Annotated in this window: 13 protein-coding genes; 2 read left to right on the top strand and 11 right to left on the bottom strand. The window is 61.9% G+C overall.

The features are described 5' to 3' along the window. Nucleotides 1-6: 6 nt before the first annotated feature. Nucleotides 7-1,179, bottom strand: a complete 1,173-nt coding sequence (locus tag DK391_RS19405) for a 4-hydroxybenzoate 3-monooxygenase (RefSeq protein ID WP_109479597.1) — start codon at nucleotides 1,177-1,179, stop codon at nucleotides 7-9. 218 nt (nucleotides 1,180-1,397) lie between these two features. Here DK391_RS19405 and DK391_RS19400 point away from each other — a divergent pair, with 218 nt between their 5' ends. After that, the gene (locus tag DK391_RS19400; RefSeq protein WP_109479596.1) at nucleotides 1,398-1,754 is read left to right on the top strand and encodes a BON domain-containing protein; all 357 of its coding nucleotides are present in this window, start codon (nucleotides 1,398-1,400) and stop codon (nucleotides 1,752-1,754) included. A 32-nt stretch (nucleotides 1,755-1,786) separates the two neighbouring features. On the opposite strand, the gene DK391_RS19395 is transcribed toward DK391_RS19400, so the two are convergent. From DK391_RS19395 to mprF, 5 genes are all read right to left on the bottom strand, one after another. Continuing rightward, a complete protein-coding gene (locus DK391_RS19395; RefSeq protein ID WP_109479595.1) occupies nucleotides 1,787-2,251 on the bottom strand; it encodes a (2Fe-2S)-binding protein in 465 nt (154 codons plus the stop codon). Then, a complete protein-coding gene (locus DK391_RS19390) occupies nucleotides 2,236-4,545 on the bottom strand; it encodes a molybdopterin cofactor-binding domain-containing protein (RefSeq protein WP_109479594.1) in 2,310 nt (769 codons plus the stop codon). Before DK391_RS19390 ends, DK391_RS19395 begins: the two co-directional genes overlap by 16 nt. A 90-nt stretch (nucleotides 4,546-4,635) precedes the next feature. Continuing rightward, complete coding sequence (locus tag DK391_RS44355; protein WP_162600856.1) at nucleotides 4,636-4,809, bottom strand: hypothetical protein; 174 nt, start codon at nucleotides 4,807-4,809, stop codon at nucleotides 4,636-4,638. A gap of 365 nt (nucleotides 4,810-5,174) precedes the next feature. Beyond that, nucleotides 5,175-6,452: an AcvB/VirJ family lysyl-phosphatidylglycerol hydrolase gene (locus DK391_RS19380; RefSeq protein WP_109479592.1), complete on the bottom strand. Its 1,278-nt coding sequence runs from the start codon at nucleotides 6,450-6,452 to the stop codon at nucleotides 5,175-5,177. After that, nucleotides 6,449-9,043 (bottom strand): bifunctional lysylphosphatidylglycerol flippase/synthetase MprF, encoded by a 2,595-nt coding sequence (mprF, locus tag DK391_RS19375; RefSeq protein WP_109479591.1) that lies wholly within the window; start codon nucleotides 9,041-9,043, stop codon nucleotides 6,449-6,451. Before mprF ends, DK391_RS19380 begins: the two co-directional genes overlap by 4 nt. 696 nt (nucleotides 9,044-9,739) lie before the next feature. Between mprF and DK391_RS19370 the strand changes: the two genes are divergently transcribed. Continuing rightward, nucleotides 9,740-11,386: a tetratricopeptide repeat protein gene (locus tag DK391_RS19370; protein ID WP_109479590.1), complete on the top strand. Its 1,647-nt coding sequence runs from the start codon at nucleotides 9,740-9,742 to the stop codon at nucleotides 11,384-11,386. A gap of 79 nt (nucleotides 11,387-11,465) precedes the next feature. On the opposite strand, the gene DK391_RS19365 is transcribed toward DK391_RS19370, so the two are convergent. The 5 genes from DK391_RS19365 to DK391_RS19345 form a co-directional block, all read right to left on the bottom strand. Next, nucleotides 11,466-13,022, bottom strand: a complete 1,557-nt coding sequence (locus DK391_RS19365; protein ID WP_109479589.1) for a DHA2 family efflux MFS transporter permease subunit — start codon at nucleotides 13,020-13,022, stop codon at nucleotides 11,466-11,468. A 76-nt stretch (nucleotides 13,023-13,098) separates the two neighbouring features. Further along, nucleotides 13,099-14,412, bottom strand: a complete 1,314-nt coding sequence (locus tag DK391_RS19360; RefSeq protein ID WP_109479588.1) for an HlyD family efflux transporter periplasmic adaptor subunit — start codon at nucleotides 14,410-14,412, stop codon at nucleotides 13,099-13,101. Between the two features lie 33 nt (nucleotides 14,413-14,445). Continuing rightward, nucleotides 14,446-15,951 (bottom strand): efflux transporter outer membrane subunit, encoded by a 1,506-nt coding sequence (locus tag DK391_RS19355; protein WP_109479587.1) that lies wholly within the window; start codon nucleotides 15,949-15,951, stop codon nucleotides 14,446-14,448. 35 nt (nucleotides 15,952-15,986) lie between these two features. Beyond that, nucleotides 15,987-16,424: a MarR family winged helix-turn-helix transcriptional regulator gene (locus DK391_RS19350; protein WP_109479586.1), complete on the bottom strand. Its 438-nt coding sequence runs from the start codon at nucleotides 16,422-16,424 to the stop codon at nucleotides 15,987-15,989. Nucleotides 16,425-16,582: 158 nt separating this feature from the next. Continuing rightward, nucleotides 16,583-17,020 carry a MarR family transcriptional regulator gene (locus DK391_RS19345; protein WP_109479585.1) on the bottom strand — a complete coding sequence of 146 codons (438 nt, stop codon included), beginning with the start codon at nucleotides 17,018-17,020 and terminating at the stop codon, nucleotides 16,583-16,585. Between the last annotated feature and the right edge of the window lie 263 nt (nucleotides 17,021-17,283).

The raw sequence follows: 17,283 nt of genomic DNA, 5'->3' as shown, positions 1-17,283 counted from the left end.
TGTGATCTACACCGCTACCGCGCCGACATAGTTCTCGGCCATCGAGATCGCCGCACTGCGCGACGTCGTCACATGCTCGAGTTCCGCGACCTGCAGTTGCTGCTCGAACGGTGACGCATCGTCCAGACGGTGCATCATGCGCGTCATCCAGTACGAGAAATGCTCTGCGCGCCAGATGCGTTTGAGCGCCGTTTCGCTATAGCTTTCCAGCAGATCGCTGCGGTCTTCCTTATAGAACGCACACAATGCAGCGGACAGAATCCGCACATCGGACACAGCCAGGTTCAGCCCTTTCGCGCCCGTTGGCGGCACGATATGCGCGGCGTCGCCGGCAAGGAACAGACGTCCATGCTGCATCGTCGTCGAAACGAAACTACGCATGCCGACAATGTTCTTCTGGAAGATCTTGCCTTCGACCACCTGATGCCCGTCGTCGGAATCGACGCGCGCGTGCATCTCAGCCCAGATGCGATCATCGGACCAGTGGTCGACGGTGTCCTTCGGATCGCACTGGAAGTACATGCGCTGCACGTTCGGCGAGCGCGTGCTGACGAGTGCAAAGCCGCGCTCATGGCGCGCGTAGATCAGTTCATCCGATGAAGGCGGCGCTTCGACCAGAATGCCGAACCAGCCAAACGGATACACGCGCTGATAGTCGCGGCGCAGTGCTTCGGGAATCGCGTTGCGCGAAATGCCCTGAGAACCATCGCAACCGATAATGAAATCGCATTGCAGTTCATGCGCTTCGCCTTGATGTCGATAACGAATCACGGGCGTCGTGCCGTCGATGTCATGCAGCGACACGTCGGACACTTCGAACTTCAATGCCCCTTGCGCGGCCACGCGCGCGGCGACGAGATCCTTGATGACTTCGTGCTGTGCATAGACGGTGATGGCTTTGCCCGTGAGATCGGTGAGATCGATACGGCGGCGCTTGCCTTCGAACGCGAGCTCGAAACCATGATGCAGCGCACCCTCTGCCTTCATCCGTTCGCCAACGCCGGTTTCGGTCAGCAGATCCATCGTTCCCTGTTCCAATACGCCCGCACGGATCGTCGATTCGATCTGCTCGCGGCTGCGCGATTCGAGCACGACGGAATCGATGCCCTGAAGGTGGAGGAGATGAGAAAGAAGCAGTCCAGCAGGACCAGCGCCGATGATGCCGACTTGAGTACGCATGTGTGTCTCCTGAATGCGTGGTGCGTGTCTTTGATGTGGGTCAAAGTGTGCCGTCCATGCCTCTATCGAGCAACGCAATAGCGTGAATAAGCGTTATCTCGATTTTGGATAATGATGAGTTGCGGGTTTTCCCTGGTCAAACAAACCCAACTTTGGAGAAAGCAGAATGTTGGCTATCTTTAGTGAGCGGTCCCGCAAGCAAACAAGGAGAAGCCATCATGAAGATCCGCAACGCCCTGACGCTGCTCGCCGTAATTGGCTGCGTGACGTTGACGTCGAATGCGTACGCGCAAGCCAGCGATTCGATGTCGATGGCATCCACTCCGGCAGCGCCTTCGAAGAAGGCAACACCTGCCGACAAGAAACTCGGCCGCGACGTGCGCAAGGCCTTGTCGAAAGCACCTGGCTTCAACGTATCGAACGTGTTTGTGCGGGCGCGCGGCGGCGCTGTGGTGCTATCGGGCAGCGTGCCCGATGGATCGCAGATTCCGCAGGCGACGGAAGTCGCAAAGGGTGTGGCGGGCGTTACGTCGGTCAGCAACAAGCTGACGCTGTACTCGCATGGCAATAACTAGTACATGGCAGTTGAAGACGCGACGGGGCTGCGTCAGGTTCGTTTGAGTTGCCCTGTCGCTTCGAGAATCGCCTGCCTGATGCGCGGATACGTGCCGCAGCGGCAAATGATGCCGTGCATCGCGCAGTCTATGTCTTTCAGACTCGGCGTCGGATTGCCCTGAATCAATGCGCTTGCTGCCATGAGTTGCGCGCTCTGGCAGTAGCCGCATTGCACGACATCGATGCGCGTCCACGCTTCTCTAAGCGCGTTCGCTTGCGGCCCCTGCAGACCCTCGATAGTCGTGATGGGGTTGTTGCCGACTGTCTTGATCGTTTGCTGGCAGGAAGGCGTTGCTACCTTGCCGACGTGCACCGTGCAGGCGCCGCACACACCCACGCCGCAGCCAAACTTCGTCCCCGTCATCTTCAGTTCGCAGCGCAGAACCCAGAGCAAGGGCGTCTCGGGGTCGGAGTGCACGTCCACCTTCCGGCCGTTGATGTTCAGCTTGCTGGGCATTGCTCCACCTCGGAAAACAGCGGCATGTTCAGCGGCAACGCGTAGTAGCGCGTACCCGTCAACGCATACAGCGCGTTGGCGGCGGCGGGCGCGACGGGCGGCACGGCCGCTTCGCCGACGCCTTGTGGATGCGATGTCGACGGCATGATCTCGACAGTGATGTCGGGACATTCATCCATGCGCACCACGTCGAACTGCCTGTAGAGGGTTTGCACGACAACGCCTTCGGAAAGCGTGATTTCCTCCTTGAATGCAGCGGACAGCCCGAACACGATCCCGCCTTCCACCTGCTGTCTGATCAGATTCGGATTCACAGGCAAACCGCAATCGATCGCGCAGTACACGTGTTCGACCTTCACGGTATTGCCCGCCGCAAGCGATACATCGATCACCTGGCCAACGATGCTGCCGAACGCTTCGTGAAGCGCGACACCGCGCGCATGCTTCACGCCTTTTGCAGTCCAGGCAAGTGGCGAACGCCAGCCAGACATGGCCGCCACTTTCTGCAATACCGCGCGATGACGTGGATGCCGCGCGAGCAGACCGAGGCGAAATGCAATGGGATCTTTGCGCGCCAATACGGCGAGTTCATCGATAAAGCTCTCGACAAAGAATGCCTGGTGCGAATGCCCAACCGAACGCAGAAAGCCGACGGGCATCGGCAATTCGATCAGACGTTGCCCGATCCACACGTTGGGCATTTCATAAGGCTGATCGAATGCGCCTTCGGAAATGGTCTTGTCGAGATTGAGGTGGAGATCGGGGATGCCATAGTTACGCGCCAGCCACTTCGCGACAACCGACTGACTCACCGATGTGTTGTGCCACGCGATCAGTTGCCCATCTGCATCGAGTCCTGCCCGAAAACGCGACAGGCAGGCCGGCCGATAGAAGTCGTGCTGCATGTCCTGCGGGCGCGTCCACAGCGTTTGCACGGGACGTCCAGCCGCTTCGCGCGCAATCGCGACCGACTGCGTGATGTAGTCGACTTCCAGCCGGCGTCCGAAAGCACCGCCGGGCATCTGCTGCTGCAGGTCCACGTCTGCCGTGCTGATGCCGAGCAGTCCCGCGACATGCTTGCGCGCAACCGCGGGCACCTGTGTCGCTGCCCACACCGTGGCCTTGCCGTCCTTCACTTGCGCCGTGCAATTGACGGGTTCCAGCGCCGCATGCGCGAGATAAGGCGCGCGATACTCCTTCTCCAGGCGGTGCGTGGCGCGGCTCATCGCACCATCCACGTCACCGTGGCAATACCATGCATGGCCATCGCTTTCATTGAGCGCCTGCACGAGACGCCTGTCGATCTCCTCGTCGGTGAGATCTTTGGTCGGCCCGTCGTTCCAGACGATCGTCAGTTCCTCGAGCGCGTTCATCGCGATGAATGTGTCTTCCGCGATCACGGCGACACCGCCCGTGCCGCCGTTATAGGCATCGACGGCAAAGACCTTGTGCACGCCACGCATCGCCGCTGCCTTGCTGCCGTCGAAACTCTTCACCGTGCCGCCCAGCGTGGGACACATCGCAATGCTGGCATACAGCATGTCCGGCGGCTTGATGTCGATGCCGAAGACAGCACTGCCGTTCAGCTTCGACGGCGCTTCGAGACGCGGCAGCGACTTGCCGATCAGTTGAAACCGCTCCGGTTCCTTCAGCACGGGCCTGCGCGGCAAGGGTTGACGTGCGGCCTCCAGCGCGAGTTGTCCAAAGGCTGCGCGATGGCCTGCGTTATCGAGCACGATGCCCTTTTCAATGCGGCAATCGACGGCTCTCACGTCCCAGCGTTCGGCAGCAGCAGCGATCAGCATGGTGCGTGCGCATGCGCCCGCTTCGCGCATCGGTTGCCAGAGATCGTTGATGGTCGAGGAGCCGCCCGTCATCACCGTGCCGATCTCGCGCGCCAGCTTGCGCGTGAGCCACACCGTGAGTTCCTTGAAGACGCCGTCGTTATCGGGGCGAAACGGCAGATCGCCGACCACGCTTTCGATGTTGTTATAAATGCCGTCGATAGGTGCGTCGGCAACACGTATATCCGCCCAGTTCGCATCCAGTTCTTCCGCGACGAGCATCGCGAGCCCCGTATGCACGCCCTGCCCCAACTCGGTCCGGCACATCATGACGGTGACCGTGTTGTCCGCGGCGATCTTCACGTAGCCGTTGAGCGCGGCTTCGCCGGGGCGTACAGGCAATGGTTCGGACGGAACGAGCCGCTGACGCGGCGGCAGCGCCGACCATCCAACTACCAGCGCGCCCGCGAGGCCCGCGCTGCCCAGCAGGAAGGTTCGACGCTTCATCATGGCATCTCTCAGAGGAATCCCGCATCGACACCAGTAAAACGCACCAGCCGTGGCTCAACTGAAATGGCGTCAACGCGCCTTCACTTTCAGTCAGATTTCATAGTAGTGCGCGTGGCGAATTTCGCCGCATTGAATCGATGGAAAAAAAGCACTGAAAAGATTGCGATGACGCGGCAATTCGCGCATTGGGAATTCGCGCTCCAAGGCGAAAAAGCCTTTGTAAAGCGCAATAAGCGGGATCGGGATAGCGCGCGTAAAGCGCATTTAAAGCCTTCTGCGACAAGGCTTTGCTCGATGTGCAGTGTCATGCTGCGCTGCAATCGACATCACAGTGGCATATCGCTTGCATATTCATCCGGCAAGCGCTGTGTCACGACGACCGTCTGGTCTCGGCAGTCGCACAGGGGAGAAGAGAGATGCCTTATCTGATCGGTTGGTTGCTCGGTGTGCCGCTTATCGTCCTTGTGATTCTGTATCTGATTTTCCACTAAGGACGCACAGCCATCGCGGTCATTGCGACCGCGTCTATTCGCCAGCATGGCGGGCCATGCCCGCTATCCATTGCAAGCGCGGCGACTGCTCATTCATGCTCGTGCATGACCATGCAGTCGCCGCACTGCCTTTTTCTATCAGGCGCCGCCAGCCTGCTTTTTTAATGCATTGAGGATGCGCTTTTCGAGCGCTGCATAGTCGTGCCCGAAATGATGATCACCCGACGTACGGATCACTTCGACACCCGTGTTCGTGAGCGTCGGGCACAACGTGTCTTCTTCGTGCTCGCCGTAGAAACACTGCACGAGCTTCGGCGGCAGACGTGCGAATTCCGGCTTGACCTGCAACGCCTTGTCGCTTGCAGGCATGCCGAGCCATCCCGTCACGCGGATCTGGAAGTCCGCAGAAGGCGCGAAGCCAAGCAGCGAGATCAGCGAGACCTTCGCACGCACCGCATCAGGCAAGCGGTTGTACGCGAACGGCATGACGTCGGCGCCGAACGAATAGCCGATCAGCGCAACGTGATCCGCATGCCAGCGCTTGCTATAGGTTTGCAGCACGCGTGCAAGGTCGCGGCTCGTCTGATCGGGCGAGCGCTCCGACCAGAAGTAACGCAGGCTGTCCCAGCCGATCACCGAGACGCCATCCTTCTGCAATTCTTCGGCGATGGTCTTGTCGAGGTCGCGCCAGCCGCCGTCGCCGGAGATCACGATCGCCATCATGCCGTTTGGATGCGCGGCGGGCAGTTCGATCAGCGGCAGGTCCGAGACATCCTCTTCCTTCATCGCAACGACGCGCAGATGCGGCGACGTCAGATCGACGATGCGCTGCGTGCCTGCCGCCGCGTTCGCATCGGTTTCCGCGAAGCCCGGCAAACCGGGGCCGTGGGTGATGGTCGGGTCCGGCGGGCAGGGATTGAAGCGCTTGTCGAGCGCGGGCTGCGCAGCCACCGACACCGCGCCCGCTACCGTGTTCTCGGCCGCCTGCTTCAGCACCTGCATGGCCAGTGTTCCGCCCTGTCCCGAGCCGGCGAGAATCGGCATGAAATAGCGGTCCGACTGCACCTGGCGTTCGAGTTGATGGCTGACGGCTTCAGCATCGCCCACCAGCTGATGACAGGCTTCTTTCTTTGCTTCGACATTGGCCGCGTACTTTGCGGTATCGACGCCCACCACCATCGCGCCGTTCTTCGCGAGCGCGTCGGCGGCCTGTTGATCGGCCGGGTTCCAGCCGCTCTCCTTCGAGAACAGCACGACGAAACCGCGCACATCGCCTGCTGGCTTGGTCACCGTGACCTGGCCGTAACGGCCGCCGGAGACGGTCTCATACGCATGCGCCGACGGCGCGAACACGGCGAGCGAGCACAACGAAACGCTCGCCAGTGTGGCGAGCCGGTAAAACTTTTGCATGATCATGAACGCCGGCCCCCTGCCAGCAACGAAAGGTCGGCCAGCGTGAAGAACACGCCGACAGAACCGGATGCAGCGAGATAGCGCGGCTCCCATTGAGGCTGGAATTTGCTCTTGAAAGCGCGCAGTCCGCGGAAATTGTAGAAGCGGCCGCCGAAGCGCCACACGATGTTCGCGAGGCGATGCCAGCGCGACGCGAGCGGCGTCGGCGACATGCCGGAGAACGGCGCGATGCCGAGACTCAGCGAACGGAAACCCGCATGCTTCAGATGCAGCGCGAGCTGCGTGAACAGATACTCCATCGCATACGGCGAAGCCTGCGGCACGTGACGCATCACGCCAACCGTGGCTTCCGTGTTGAGGTCCGTCGTCATGAAGGTGACGAACGCGACGGGCGCGCCGTTCTGGCGCACCAGCATCACCGATTGCGCAGCGAGGTAGTCTTCGGTGAACGCCGCCACTGAGAAGCTCTTCTCGCGTGCATCGCGGCTATCGAGCCAGCCATCGGAAATCGAGCGCAGCGTTTCGATCGATTCCGGCACGCGCGCCGGTTCAATCACTTCGACAGCAAAGCCATCGCGTTCGCCGCGCTTCAATGCATAGCGCAGATGCGCGCGATGCGAGCCTTTCAGGTCGAATTCGTCGAGCACGACGTGCGCTTCCTCGCCGAGCTTCATCAGCGTGAGACCGGCGTCGAGATAGAGCGGCAACGCATTGGCACGCACCTGATAGAAAGCCGCACGGCCACCATGCGCATGCGCGAGCGCGACGAACTTGCTGATCAGCTCCGCCCATTCCGCGCGCGGACCGACCGGATCGTGCAGCGCGGCCCACGTGCGGCCGTATTTCGCGTACATCAGGAACGCCTGGCGCGATTCGGAGAACAGGAAGCTCTTGTCGCCCATCAGCGCAAGGCCCGCGTCGCTGCGTTCCTGTGCGCGGAAAATGCGCGCGGCGTCGTCGAGATCCTGTTTGACGGGCTTTTCGAAGCGGCCCGCTGCAGGACGCAGCAATTGCCAGAACGCAAAGGTTGCCGCAAACAGGCTGGCAGCCAGCGTGGCACGCAACGCGCGCGGTGCGCGTTCGTCGAAGGCGAATTGCCACCACAAGTCGCGCGTATAAGGCACGTCGCGGAACGCGAACAGCATCACCCACACGGCCAGCATCAGCACCATCGCAACCGAGACCAGCCAGCCCGCCGTGAACGGCTCGGAGAACAGCGACGAGCGGCGGTTGAAACGCGAGCGCGTCGAAATCAGCAGCACGATCAGCGTGGTCAGCACGCCCGCTTCGACGAACGCGAGACCCTTTGTCAGCGACAGGCCGAGACTCAGCACGGCAAGACCCAGCGTGAGCCACCATGCGGCGTCCAGACGCCGCGACAGACCGCGCGCGACGAACAGCAGCGCGACACCGACCACGCTGCACAGCATCTGCGAGCTTTCGAGCACCCACAGCGGCACGAAATCTCGCAGGATCGCGATACGTTGCCAGAACGCGGGCGTCGCGCTCGAAATCACCAGCATGCCGCCGACCACGAAAGTCACGAGGCTCAGGAACAGCGGCGCGAGTTGCGACACAGTCGCTGCGTGATGCAACGGCAGATGCTTCTTCAGCGCGCGGCCTTCGAAACCTGCCAGCAGTCCCGCCGATACGATCAGCGGCAAACCGAAATAGATCGCGCGGTACGCGAGCAGCGCGGCGACCATCGAATGCGTCTGCACGCTGCCGCCGAGCGCGAACACCATCGCCGCCTCGAACACGCCGACGCCGCCCGGCGTATGGCCGATCATGCCGAGCAGCATGGCCGCTGCATAGACGGTGATGAACGACACGAAGCTCACATGTGCGTGCGGCAGCAGCGCCCACAGCGCGAGGCCAGCCGCGACGACGTCGAGCACGGCGAGCAGCACCTGCTCGACGAAATCGCGGCGCGCAGGCACGTCGAACGCAAGCCAGCTCCAGCGCGTGCGAATCTGGCGCGTTTCCTTGCCGCAGGCAAGCGTCATCAGGCCGAGCACGGTCAGCAGCGCCGCGCCGCCCCACGCCAGCAGACCCGTCGGGCTGTGCAGCATCGGCGCGAGCGTCTGCGCGTCGCACAGCATGCCGAGCGCCGTCATCAGAACGAGGGCCAAAGCCAGCGAGACACTCGTAAACACGGTCATGCGGCCGATCTGCGCGGGCGTCACTTCCGCAACCGCGTAGACGCGCGCGCGCACCGCGCCGCCCGTCAGCGCGCCGAAGCCGGTCGCGTTGCCGAGCGCGGAACCCGCCGTCGCGCCGATCCACAGCGCCGCGCGCGGCACCGCCTTGCCGATGTAGCGCAGCCCGACGGCGTCGCGCCCCACCAGGGCGATGTAGCTGAGGATCGTCGCGCCGAGCGCCGCCGACCACTCGCCCGCCGTCAGATGCCGCAGATGGCGGATCACCGAGCGGTAATCGACGGCCTGCGACAGGTGCTGCAAGACGATCAGCAGCAGCACGCACACGCCCAGCGACAACACGGGCGACAGCACGCGCCGGCTGCTCGCCGCGGCAAATGCACGCTGAAGCAGCGCGGCGGCGCGGCTGAAAAACGAACGGGGATGGTCAGACATGGATGAATCCGGGTGTTGCCTGATGCCGCAGCAAAGGTCTCGTTGCTATGGCATCGAATGAGGTTGGATTTCGGAGCGCGCCGGACGCGATTGCCGTCCTGAAGTCGCCTTTTTCAACTCTTTACAAATGGACAACGGCAATTTGCCCAAAAGGTTGACACCGGGAGCGACCCGGAGGCGATTTTTTGCAGTTATCGCTTAAGAAATCCTGATGTGGCCGATGATCGGGCTCAGTTCGAGGCGAATTTTTCTCACCCCGGAGATGGCGCGGCTCGCGCGTGCGCCTGGCGTCCCACAGCCGCAGGCCGCATGGAGACTCGCTTTCCAGCCAGCGCGCTCGCGCCGGTGTACCGGCTGGTTCAAACGCTCGTGCTAAATACCAGCCGATCGAGCAGGGGTGGACGATACCAGATTTGACCTTACGTTTACCCTTATTCGACGTTCGATGGCCTTTCAACACCCTACGGATGGTCGACGGACACGCGACCAAAACCGGCTATTCGACTTCATATTGGGGCCGGGTGCCCGCATGTGATCCATTCAGACCAACGGGTCGCCACCCGTCCGTTGGAGAAGAACCAACACTTTTCGGCTGCGTGGCCCTCCAGACCGGCCTCCGCCAAGCCTCAGACGAATTGGCATGTTCGATGCCTTGTGACAATCGCGCCCATCGCTGCGCACCGCAAGGAGATCCGCATGAAGCCCCTCGACAACCCGCTCGCCTCGCTGCTCTGGGCGGTCCGGTTCCTGTGCCGCCACGTGCTCTACCTCGGCATCGCGGTGCCGCTGATCCTCGTCGCCGCGTTCTTTCTCGGGCCGCGCATCATCGCGCTGTGCGGCGCGTGGTTCGATCCGCTGACGCTGGTCGAGCCGATCGCCGTTTCCGACGATTTTCGCCGCCAGGGCTATACCGATCAGACCTTGCAGCATCTGCTCGTCGATACGATCAGCGATCTGCGCAAGGAAGCCGAATCCGTCACGCCCGCCAACGACACCGAGCACGTGCTCTCCGAATTCAAGCTGCCCGACTTCACGGTGCCGGGAACGGGCCTGTCGGTCCGGCCGCTGATCGAATTCGCGCGCACGCTGCTCAAGCGCGATTCGTCGGTGTATGGGACGGTGGTCGGCACGCCGTCGTCGTTTGCGGTGATGCTGACGTTGCGCGATCCCGATGGCCGCACTGTCGCGCTCGGCAACGACGTGCCGCCCGACACAGGCACACAGCCCAACGTGACCAATGAATCGCAGGCGATGCGGCATGCGCTCCGGCAGGCCGCGCTAACGATCCTGCAGCATCAAAGCCCGCTGCTGCATGCGTCGTATCTGACGCAGATGGAACAGAAGCGCTGCCTGACGGGCGCCACGCCCTGCCAGTTCGACGACGTGCGCGAGGCGTTCGCGCAGATCGCTGCAGGCTCGGGCAGAGATGCGTCCGGTGCATCGAAGGAAGACAACGCGTGGGCGATGCTCGCATTGTCGAAGCTGGACACCTACGCACGCGACTACGAAGGCTCGATCCGCCATGCGCGCCATATCGTCGAGATGAGCGACGAGTTGTATTCGTGGCAGCGCGTGCGTCCGTGGGCCTACTACAACTGGGGCGTCGCGCTGAACGACATGGGTTGCTACCAGCAGGCCGCCGACGTGCTCAGGCGCGCCGTGGATCTGCACAAGGACTACGCACCCGCACACAACGCACTCGGACGCGCATGGCTCGCGCTGGCGCAAAAGCCGATGCTCGCCGGCATGGCGTCGCAGGCCCATGACTATCGCGCAGGCGCTGTGCGTGAATTCCGGATCGCCATCGAGAAGAGTCCCGGCTATCAGGAGGCGTATGTGAATCTCGGCGACGCGTTGAGGCTGCCGTCGATGAAAACAGGCCTCGTGTCTGCGGCTGCCATCGACGAAGCACGCGACGCGTATCGCAACGCCGTTGCGCTGAATCTCGACGACGCGGGCCGCGCCTATGAGCGGCTTGCAAGCTTGCACGACGGCGCGTTCGCGAAGACCGCGGCTCGCATCACGCGCAGCCGCACGCAGTGTGCGACGGGCATGGCGCGCTCGCTGCTCGAATCGTGGGGATGCAGCGATGCGCAGATCGAAGCAGGCGCAAGCAAGGACGCGCCAGGCATGCAGCCCGTGACGATGCAGGCCGCCGCACACAATCAGATCTGCAGCAGGCCCGATCTGACGCTGCCCGCGAAAGCGGCCAACAGCACCTTGAACAAGGACAACGGCGACATCGAAGCGAAACGGCTCGACGAAACCCCGAAGCCGCCGCGCGACGGCGTGCAGAAGTTCGACCCCATCAGCAAGGCCATCGCGCAGCAGCAACGCGGCTGAACGCACAGCAGATAGAGGAAAGCCCCGCTCGCGATGTTGCGAACGGGGCTTTCCGGTCAAAAGGCATCGAGCGCGTTGCTCAGTGCGCGCCCGCCGCTGCAGCGCCACCGCCGCCCTTGCTCGGCTTCGTCAGCCAGATCAGCGGAATGATCACGATGAAGATCATCGCCGACAGCCAGAAGATGTCGTTCAGCCCGAGCATCGTGGCCTGTGCATTCAACGACTGTTCGAAGAACGCGACTGCCTGATCCGTGCTGCCGCCGAGCGTCGCATGAATGCCGGAAAGCGCATTCGCGTAGTCGGGGTTGTTCACGCTCGACTGCTCAGCGAGTTGCGAGTGATGCAGGATCGTCCGGTTATTCCAGCCGGTCGAGATCAGCGACGTGCCCACGCCGCCCGCGAAAATCCGCGCGAAATTCGACAGGCCCGCTGCAGCGGGAATCTTCTCCGCAGGCAGACCCGACAGGATGATCGCCGTCAACGGCACGAAGAACAGTGCGGTGGGAATGCCTTGCAGCAGCGTCGGCAGGATCAGCGTCCATTGATCGACGCCCGTCGTGTATTGCGAGCGCATGAAGAACACCGCCGCATAGCCGACAAAAGCGAGCGTAGCGAGTACACGCGCGTCGGAGCGCGGCATGATCTTCGCCATCACCGGCGCGAGCAGCACGGCGAAGATGCCGAGCGGCGCGGTCACCAGCCCCGCGTCGACGGAACGATAGCCGAGAAAACCCTGAATCCACTGCGGCAGGATCACGAGGTTCGCGAAAAACACACCATAGGCGACGGAAATCGCAATCGTGCCGCCACGGAAATTCCGCAGCGCGAACAGACGCAGATCCACAATCGGGTTCTTTTCCGTGAACTCCCAGATCAGGAAGAAGATAAAACTGATGGCAGCCACTACCGCAAGCAGACAGATCACGGGCGAGTTGAACCAGTCGAGATCCTTGCCCTTGTCGAGCATGATCTGCAGCGCGGCAACCCACACGATCAGCGACAGCAAACCGATCTTGTCGATGGGCAGCTTGCGCGTCAGCGATTCACGGTCGCGATAGAGCATCCACGTCACGCCAGCGGCGAAAATGCCGACAGGAATGTTGATGTAGAAAATCCACGACCATGAATAACTGTCGGTGATCCAGCCGCCGAGCGCGGGACCGGCAATCGGGCCGACGGTCGCCGTCATTGCCCACAGCGAAAGTGCCGTCGAGCTTTTCTCCTTCGGATACGACGCGAGCAGAATGGCCTGCGAAAGCGGCGTCAGCGGGCCTGCCACGAGGCCCTGCAGAATGCGCGCGCCGAGCAGCACGATCAGGTTCGGCGCGATGCCGCACAGCCACGACGAGAACACGAACAGCAGGATCGAAACAACGAACAGCTTGATCTGGCCGACGCGCTGCGTGAGCCAGCCTGTCAGTGGAATGGCGATGGCATTGGCCGCCGAAAACAGCGTGATGACCCACGTGCCTTCATCAACGGATACGCCGAGGTTGCCGGATATGGTTGGAATCGCCACGTTCGCGATGGACGAATCCAGCACGTTCATGAACGTCGCGAGTGCGACAGCGAGTGTCGCGAGAACCAGCTTGCCGCCCGTGAACGGCGCCGGTGCAGTTTGCGTCGAGGGATTCATGGCGCTTTCTTTATCTGACCTGTCAGGTAATGGAACATGCAAGGACGCGCAGATGTGCGCGTCGCTCCGTTTCGGCTTAGCCTGCGCGCTGGGACGTCACGCTCTTGCTGTCTGCGTCACGCCTGGCAAGCGGATGTGATGCATCGCGAGACGCTTGCTGCGCGCCATGCGTCGGCACCATGTTCTGCGCGATGATCCGGTCGATCTCGGCATCGGCCTGCGCGCCGTATTGCGCGAACACATCCGTTCGATACGTGGTGGTCATCGCGGCGCCGAGTTGCGGACCGGTGTTGTCGCGCGTATCCACGTCGACGTCCATCGACAAACCGATACGCAACGGATGCGCTTCGAGTTCCTTCTGATCGAGCTGGATACGCGCGGGCAGACGCTGCACCACCTTGATCCAGTTGCCCGTCGCGTTCTGCGCGGGCAACGTGGCGAAGGCGCTGCCCGTACCCGCCGAGAAACCGACAACGCGGCCGTGATACTGCACCTTGCCGCCATACACGTCGGCCGTCAGCGTGACAGGCTGGCCGATGCGCATGTTGCGCAGCTGGCTTTCCTTGTAGTTCGCATCGACCCACACGCCGTCGAGCGGCACGATCGCCATCAACGGCGTGCCCGGCGACACGCGCTGGCCGACCTGCACCGAGCGTTTCGCCACATAGCCGGTGACGGGCGCGGGCAGTGTGTTGCGTGCATACGCGAGGTACGCGTCGCGCACCTTCGATGCTGCTGCCTGCACGTTGGGATGCTCTGCAACCGTCGTGCGGTCGGTCAGGGCGAGGTTCGCCTGTGCCTGCTGACGTGCGGCATCGAGTGCGGCCTGCGCAGCGGTGACGGCATCGCGTGCGTGCGAGATGTCTTCGAGCGACACCGCGCCCGTGCCGGCGACCGCCTGACGGCGGCGCAGATCGTCTTGCGCGCGTGCGAGATCGGATTGCTTCTGCGCGACATTTGCCGCGTAGAAATCGTTATTCACGTACAGGCTGCTCACCTGACGCACGGTCTGCCCGAGCGCCGCTTCGGCGTTGCCGAGCGCGATCTTCGCGTCGGCATTGTCGAGCGTGACGACGGGGTCGCCCATCTTCACGACTTGCGTATCGTCGGCGTTCACGGCGACCACGGTACCCGTTACCTGAGGTGTCAACTGCACGAGATTACCGCTGACATAGGCGTCGTCGGTGTTCTCGTGATAGCGCGCATAGGTCATGTAGTACGCGCCATACGCGGCTGCCGACACCACAACCGCCACGCCCAGCAGCGAAAGCAGCACTTTGCGCTTGCGCGTGTTGGGTTCACTCGCCGCAGCAGCAGGCTTTGCGTTTGCGTGCTGATTCGCGCCCTTCTTTTGTGTCTTCTCGCGATCGGTCGTTTCGATTTCGCTCATTTTCGTTCTCCTGGTAGTTCGATCGGTGGGCGCTCAGCGCGCTGCGGCAGACGTTTCATTGGCCGATGCCACGCGCGCATCCTGATCGGCATTCGATGTATCGACGAAACCGCCCCCCAGCGCAGACGCGAGCGAAATCTGCTGATCGCGGCGATCCATGCGCAGATTCGCGACGGACTGGTCAGCGTTGAGCGCGTTGACGTCGGCATTCAGCACGGTCAACTGATTCGTGAGTCCCGCCTTGTATTGCACGAGTGCGAGCTGATCGGCCTGGCGCGCGGCGTCCTGCGCGGTCTGTGCATCGACCAGTTGTCCGTCGGTCGAACGCACGTCGGCGAGTTGCGTGGCGACTTCGCTCAATGCCGTCACCAGCGTCTGGTTGTAGGTCGCGACGGCATAGTCGAAGTCCGCGTAACGGCCCTTCAGTTGCGCACGCAACTGGCCTGCATCGAAGATCGGCAGATTGATTGCCGGACCGACCGACGCCGTGCGGCTCGCCGCCGTGAGAAAGCGGCCGAAGCCAAATGCATCGAGTCCGATGGCCGCGCTCAGGTTGATGTCGGGATAGAACTCGGCCTTCGCTTCCTTCACGTCATGCGTCATCGCATCGACGCGCCAGCGCGCGGCCACGATGTCCGGGCGGCGGCTCACGAGATTGGCGGGGAGGTTGTCGGGCAGCTTCACGTCATCGCCGATACCGAGCGCCGGGCGCGCAATCTGGATGCCGCGGTCCGGGCCTGCGCCCAGCAGAGCGGCGATCTGATAACGCGTGGTCAGAATCTGTCCGTCGAGCGATTTCAGCGTCGCGCGGCTCGTCGCGAGGTTCGCCTGCGCGGTCTTGCGCTCCACTTCCGTATCGAGACCCGTCGCGATGCGGCCCGCCGTGATGCGATCGATCTGTTCGCGCTGGGCGATTTCCTGTTGCGCAATATCGCGCAGTGCATACAGGCGCGCGAGCTGGTTGTAGGTGCGCGCAATCGATGTCGTGAGCGTCAGCTTCACGACTTCCGCATCGGCCTGACTCGCCTGCAGTTGCGAGACGGCTGCTTTCAGCGCTTCGCGATTCTTGCCCCAGAGGTCGAGATCATAGGAAGCGCTCAACAGGCCCTTGTTCTCTGTCTGCCACGAACCGCCATATGGCGGCGGCACGATCGCCGTGCTCGAATATTGCTGACGCGTCAGCGAATAGCTGGCATCGACGCGCGGCATCGTGCTCGCCTTTGCCGTTTCGCTGTAGGCAGACGCCGACGCCACGCGAGCGCGCGCCTGATCGAGCGTCGGACTGCTTTTCAGCGCCTCGTCGATCAGCGCCTTCAGTTGCGCGTCGCCGAACTGATCGGCCCAATTCGCGGCGGGCCAATGACCCTGTTCGGCGGGAATGCTCTGCTGCGTCGCATACTGCTGCGGCTCAGCCGGTTTTGCATCGCTATGGATACCAGCGTAGTTCACACATGCCGATAGCACTGCGGCAAACATCACCGACACACCCACTTTCAAGGTGCCTGCCGCACGTTGCCTGATATTTCTTTGCTTATTCATTGTCTGACCTATCAGATAATTGGGTAAAAAAATGTTCAATCGTCAAGGAACTTGCGAAGCAGACGGCTCAATTCGTCGAATTCGTCCCTGGTGAAGCGCTGCAGGCGCGCGTTCAGTACGTCAGGCGCGATCTCGGTGATGCGCAGCGCCACGGCGCGGCCCGCCTCGGTCAGTTCGAGATTCACGACCCGGCGATCGTCCTGGCTACGCGTGCGGGTGAGCATGCCGAGCGTTTCGAGCTTGTCCAGCGTGCGCGTCATCAGGCCCGAATCGATTCCGAGGTGGCGCGACAGCATGACGGGCGTCGTGTCCGTGCCACGCAGCAACGACATGAAAATCCCGACGTGATGCGCCCGCCCGTTCAAGCCCTTTACGGCTGCATCCATCTGGCTCGTCACGAGGTTGCGCGCTTTGGAGATCGCGAAACCGACGTTATCGGTCAAATGGAAATCTTCCTTTGAATAGTGCGACATCTCTGACTCCTCGCTATTTGCACGAACAATAATTGACAGGTCAGATACAGTCAACCACGTCTGGGTGCAACTCATTGTTGCACTAGACGCAGTAGTTCTTTTCTTTCAAACGGATAATGGGGCGGGCGCCACAGACATGCGGCGGGAAGGACGGGTGTTCAGTCGCTGACGAATTTGCGCAGCAGGCGGCGCAGTTCGTTGAGTTCGGCTTTTGTGAAGTCTTTGAGGCGGGCGTTGAGCACGTCCGGTGCGATTTCGGGGATCTGGTCGGCGACGGCGATGCCTGGTCTGGTCAGCGCGAGGTTGACGACGCGGCGGTCCTGTTCATCGCGGGAACGTACTACGAGGCCTTTCATTTCGAGTTTGTCTAGCATGCGGGTCATCAGGCCCGTGTCGATGCTGAGCATTTTCGAAAGCTCGAAAGGTGTCGACGCGAGCTTTTGCCTCAGCATCAGCATGATGCCCATTTGCTGGCTGGAAATGTCCAGGTCCTTTAGCGCTGCGTCCATCTCGGTTGTGATCAGGTTTCTTGCTTTTACGAGCTGGTAGCCGACGCTGGCTGTTAGTCTGAAGTTGTCTTTGGTGTAGTGGCGCATGGGTTGGGTTGCCCTCCGGGCGTGCGGCGGATCTGACTGACTTAGCAGATACTAGCAAATCAGGGTTTGGGGTTGGGTTTGGGTCGGTTTTGGTTTGTCTTTTGTTGGCATCCGCTTTTGGTTAGTGGTCTGCTAGTGTTGCCCCTGTGCGGGGCGCACTTACTTTCTTTGCCGCCGCAAAGAAAGTAAGCAAAGAAAGCGGGCTAACACCGCCAATGCTAGTTATTGCCTGCGGGCCCCCAACCGGTCCTATCCCTCACACG

It is taken from the genome of Paraburkholderia sp. C35 (assembly GCF_003121405.1).
Lineage (GTDB): Bacteria > Pseudomonadota > Gammaproteobacteria > Burkholderiales > Burkholderiaceae > Paraburkholderia.
The sequence above is the reverse complement of the archived record's forward strand: the minus strand, read 5'-3'. Positions and strand labels throughout refer to the sequence as shown.

Coding starts and splice junctions, on each gene's coding strand:
- DK391_RS19345 (WP_109479585.1), bottom strand. CDS start 17,020: ATGCGCCACTACACCAAAGACAACTTCAGACTAACAGCCAGCGTCGGC.
- DK391_RS19405 (WP_109479597.1), bottom strand. CDS start 1,179: ATGCGTACTCAAGTCGGCATCATCGGCGCTGGTCCTGCTGGACTGCTT.
- DK391_RS44355 (WP_162600856.1), bottom strand. CDS start 4,809: ATGCGCTTTACGCGCGCTATCCCGATCCCGCTTATTGCGCTTTACAAA.
- mprF (WP_109479591.1), bottom strand. CDS start 9,043: ATGTCTGACCATCCCCGTTCGTTTTTCAGCCGCGCCGCCGCGCTGCTT.
- DK391_RS19350 (WP_109479586.1), bottom strand. CDS start 16,424: ATGTCGCACTATTCAAAGGAAGATTTCCATTTGACCGATAACGTCGGT.
- DK391_RS19400 (WP_109479596.1), top strand. CDS start 1,398: ATGAAGATCCGCAACGCCCTGACGCTGCTCGCCGTAATTGGCTGCGTG.
- DK391_RS19370 (WP_109479590.1), top strand. CDS start 9,740: ATGAAGCCCCTCGACAACCCGCTCGCCTCGCTGCTCTGGGCGGTCCGG.
- DK391_RS19360 (WP_109479588.1), bottom strand. CDS start 14,412: ATGAGCGAAATCGAAACGACCGATCGCGAGAAGACACAAAAGAAGGGC.
- DK391_RS19355 (WP_109479587.1), bottom strand. CDS start 15,951: ATGAATAAGCAAAGAAATATCAGGCAACGTGCGGCAGGCACCTTGAAA.
- DK391_RS19395 (WP_109479595.1), bottom strand. CDS start 2,251: ATGCCCAGCAAGCTGAACATCAACGGCCGGAAGGTGGACGTGCACTCC.
- DK391_RS19380 (WP_109479592.1), bottom strand. CDS start 6,452: ATGATCATGCAAAAGTTTTACCGGCTCGCCACACTGGCGAGCGTTTCG.
- DK391_RS19365 (WP_109479589.1), bottom strand. CDS start 13,022: ATGAATCCCTCGACGCAAACTGCACCGGCGCCGTTCACGGGCGGCAAG.
- DK391_RS19390 (WP_109479594.1), bottom strand. CDS start 4,545: ATGATGAAGCGTCGAACCTTCCTGCTGGGCAGCGCGGGCCTCGCGGGC.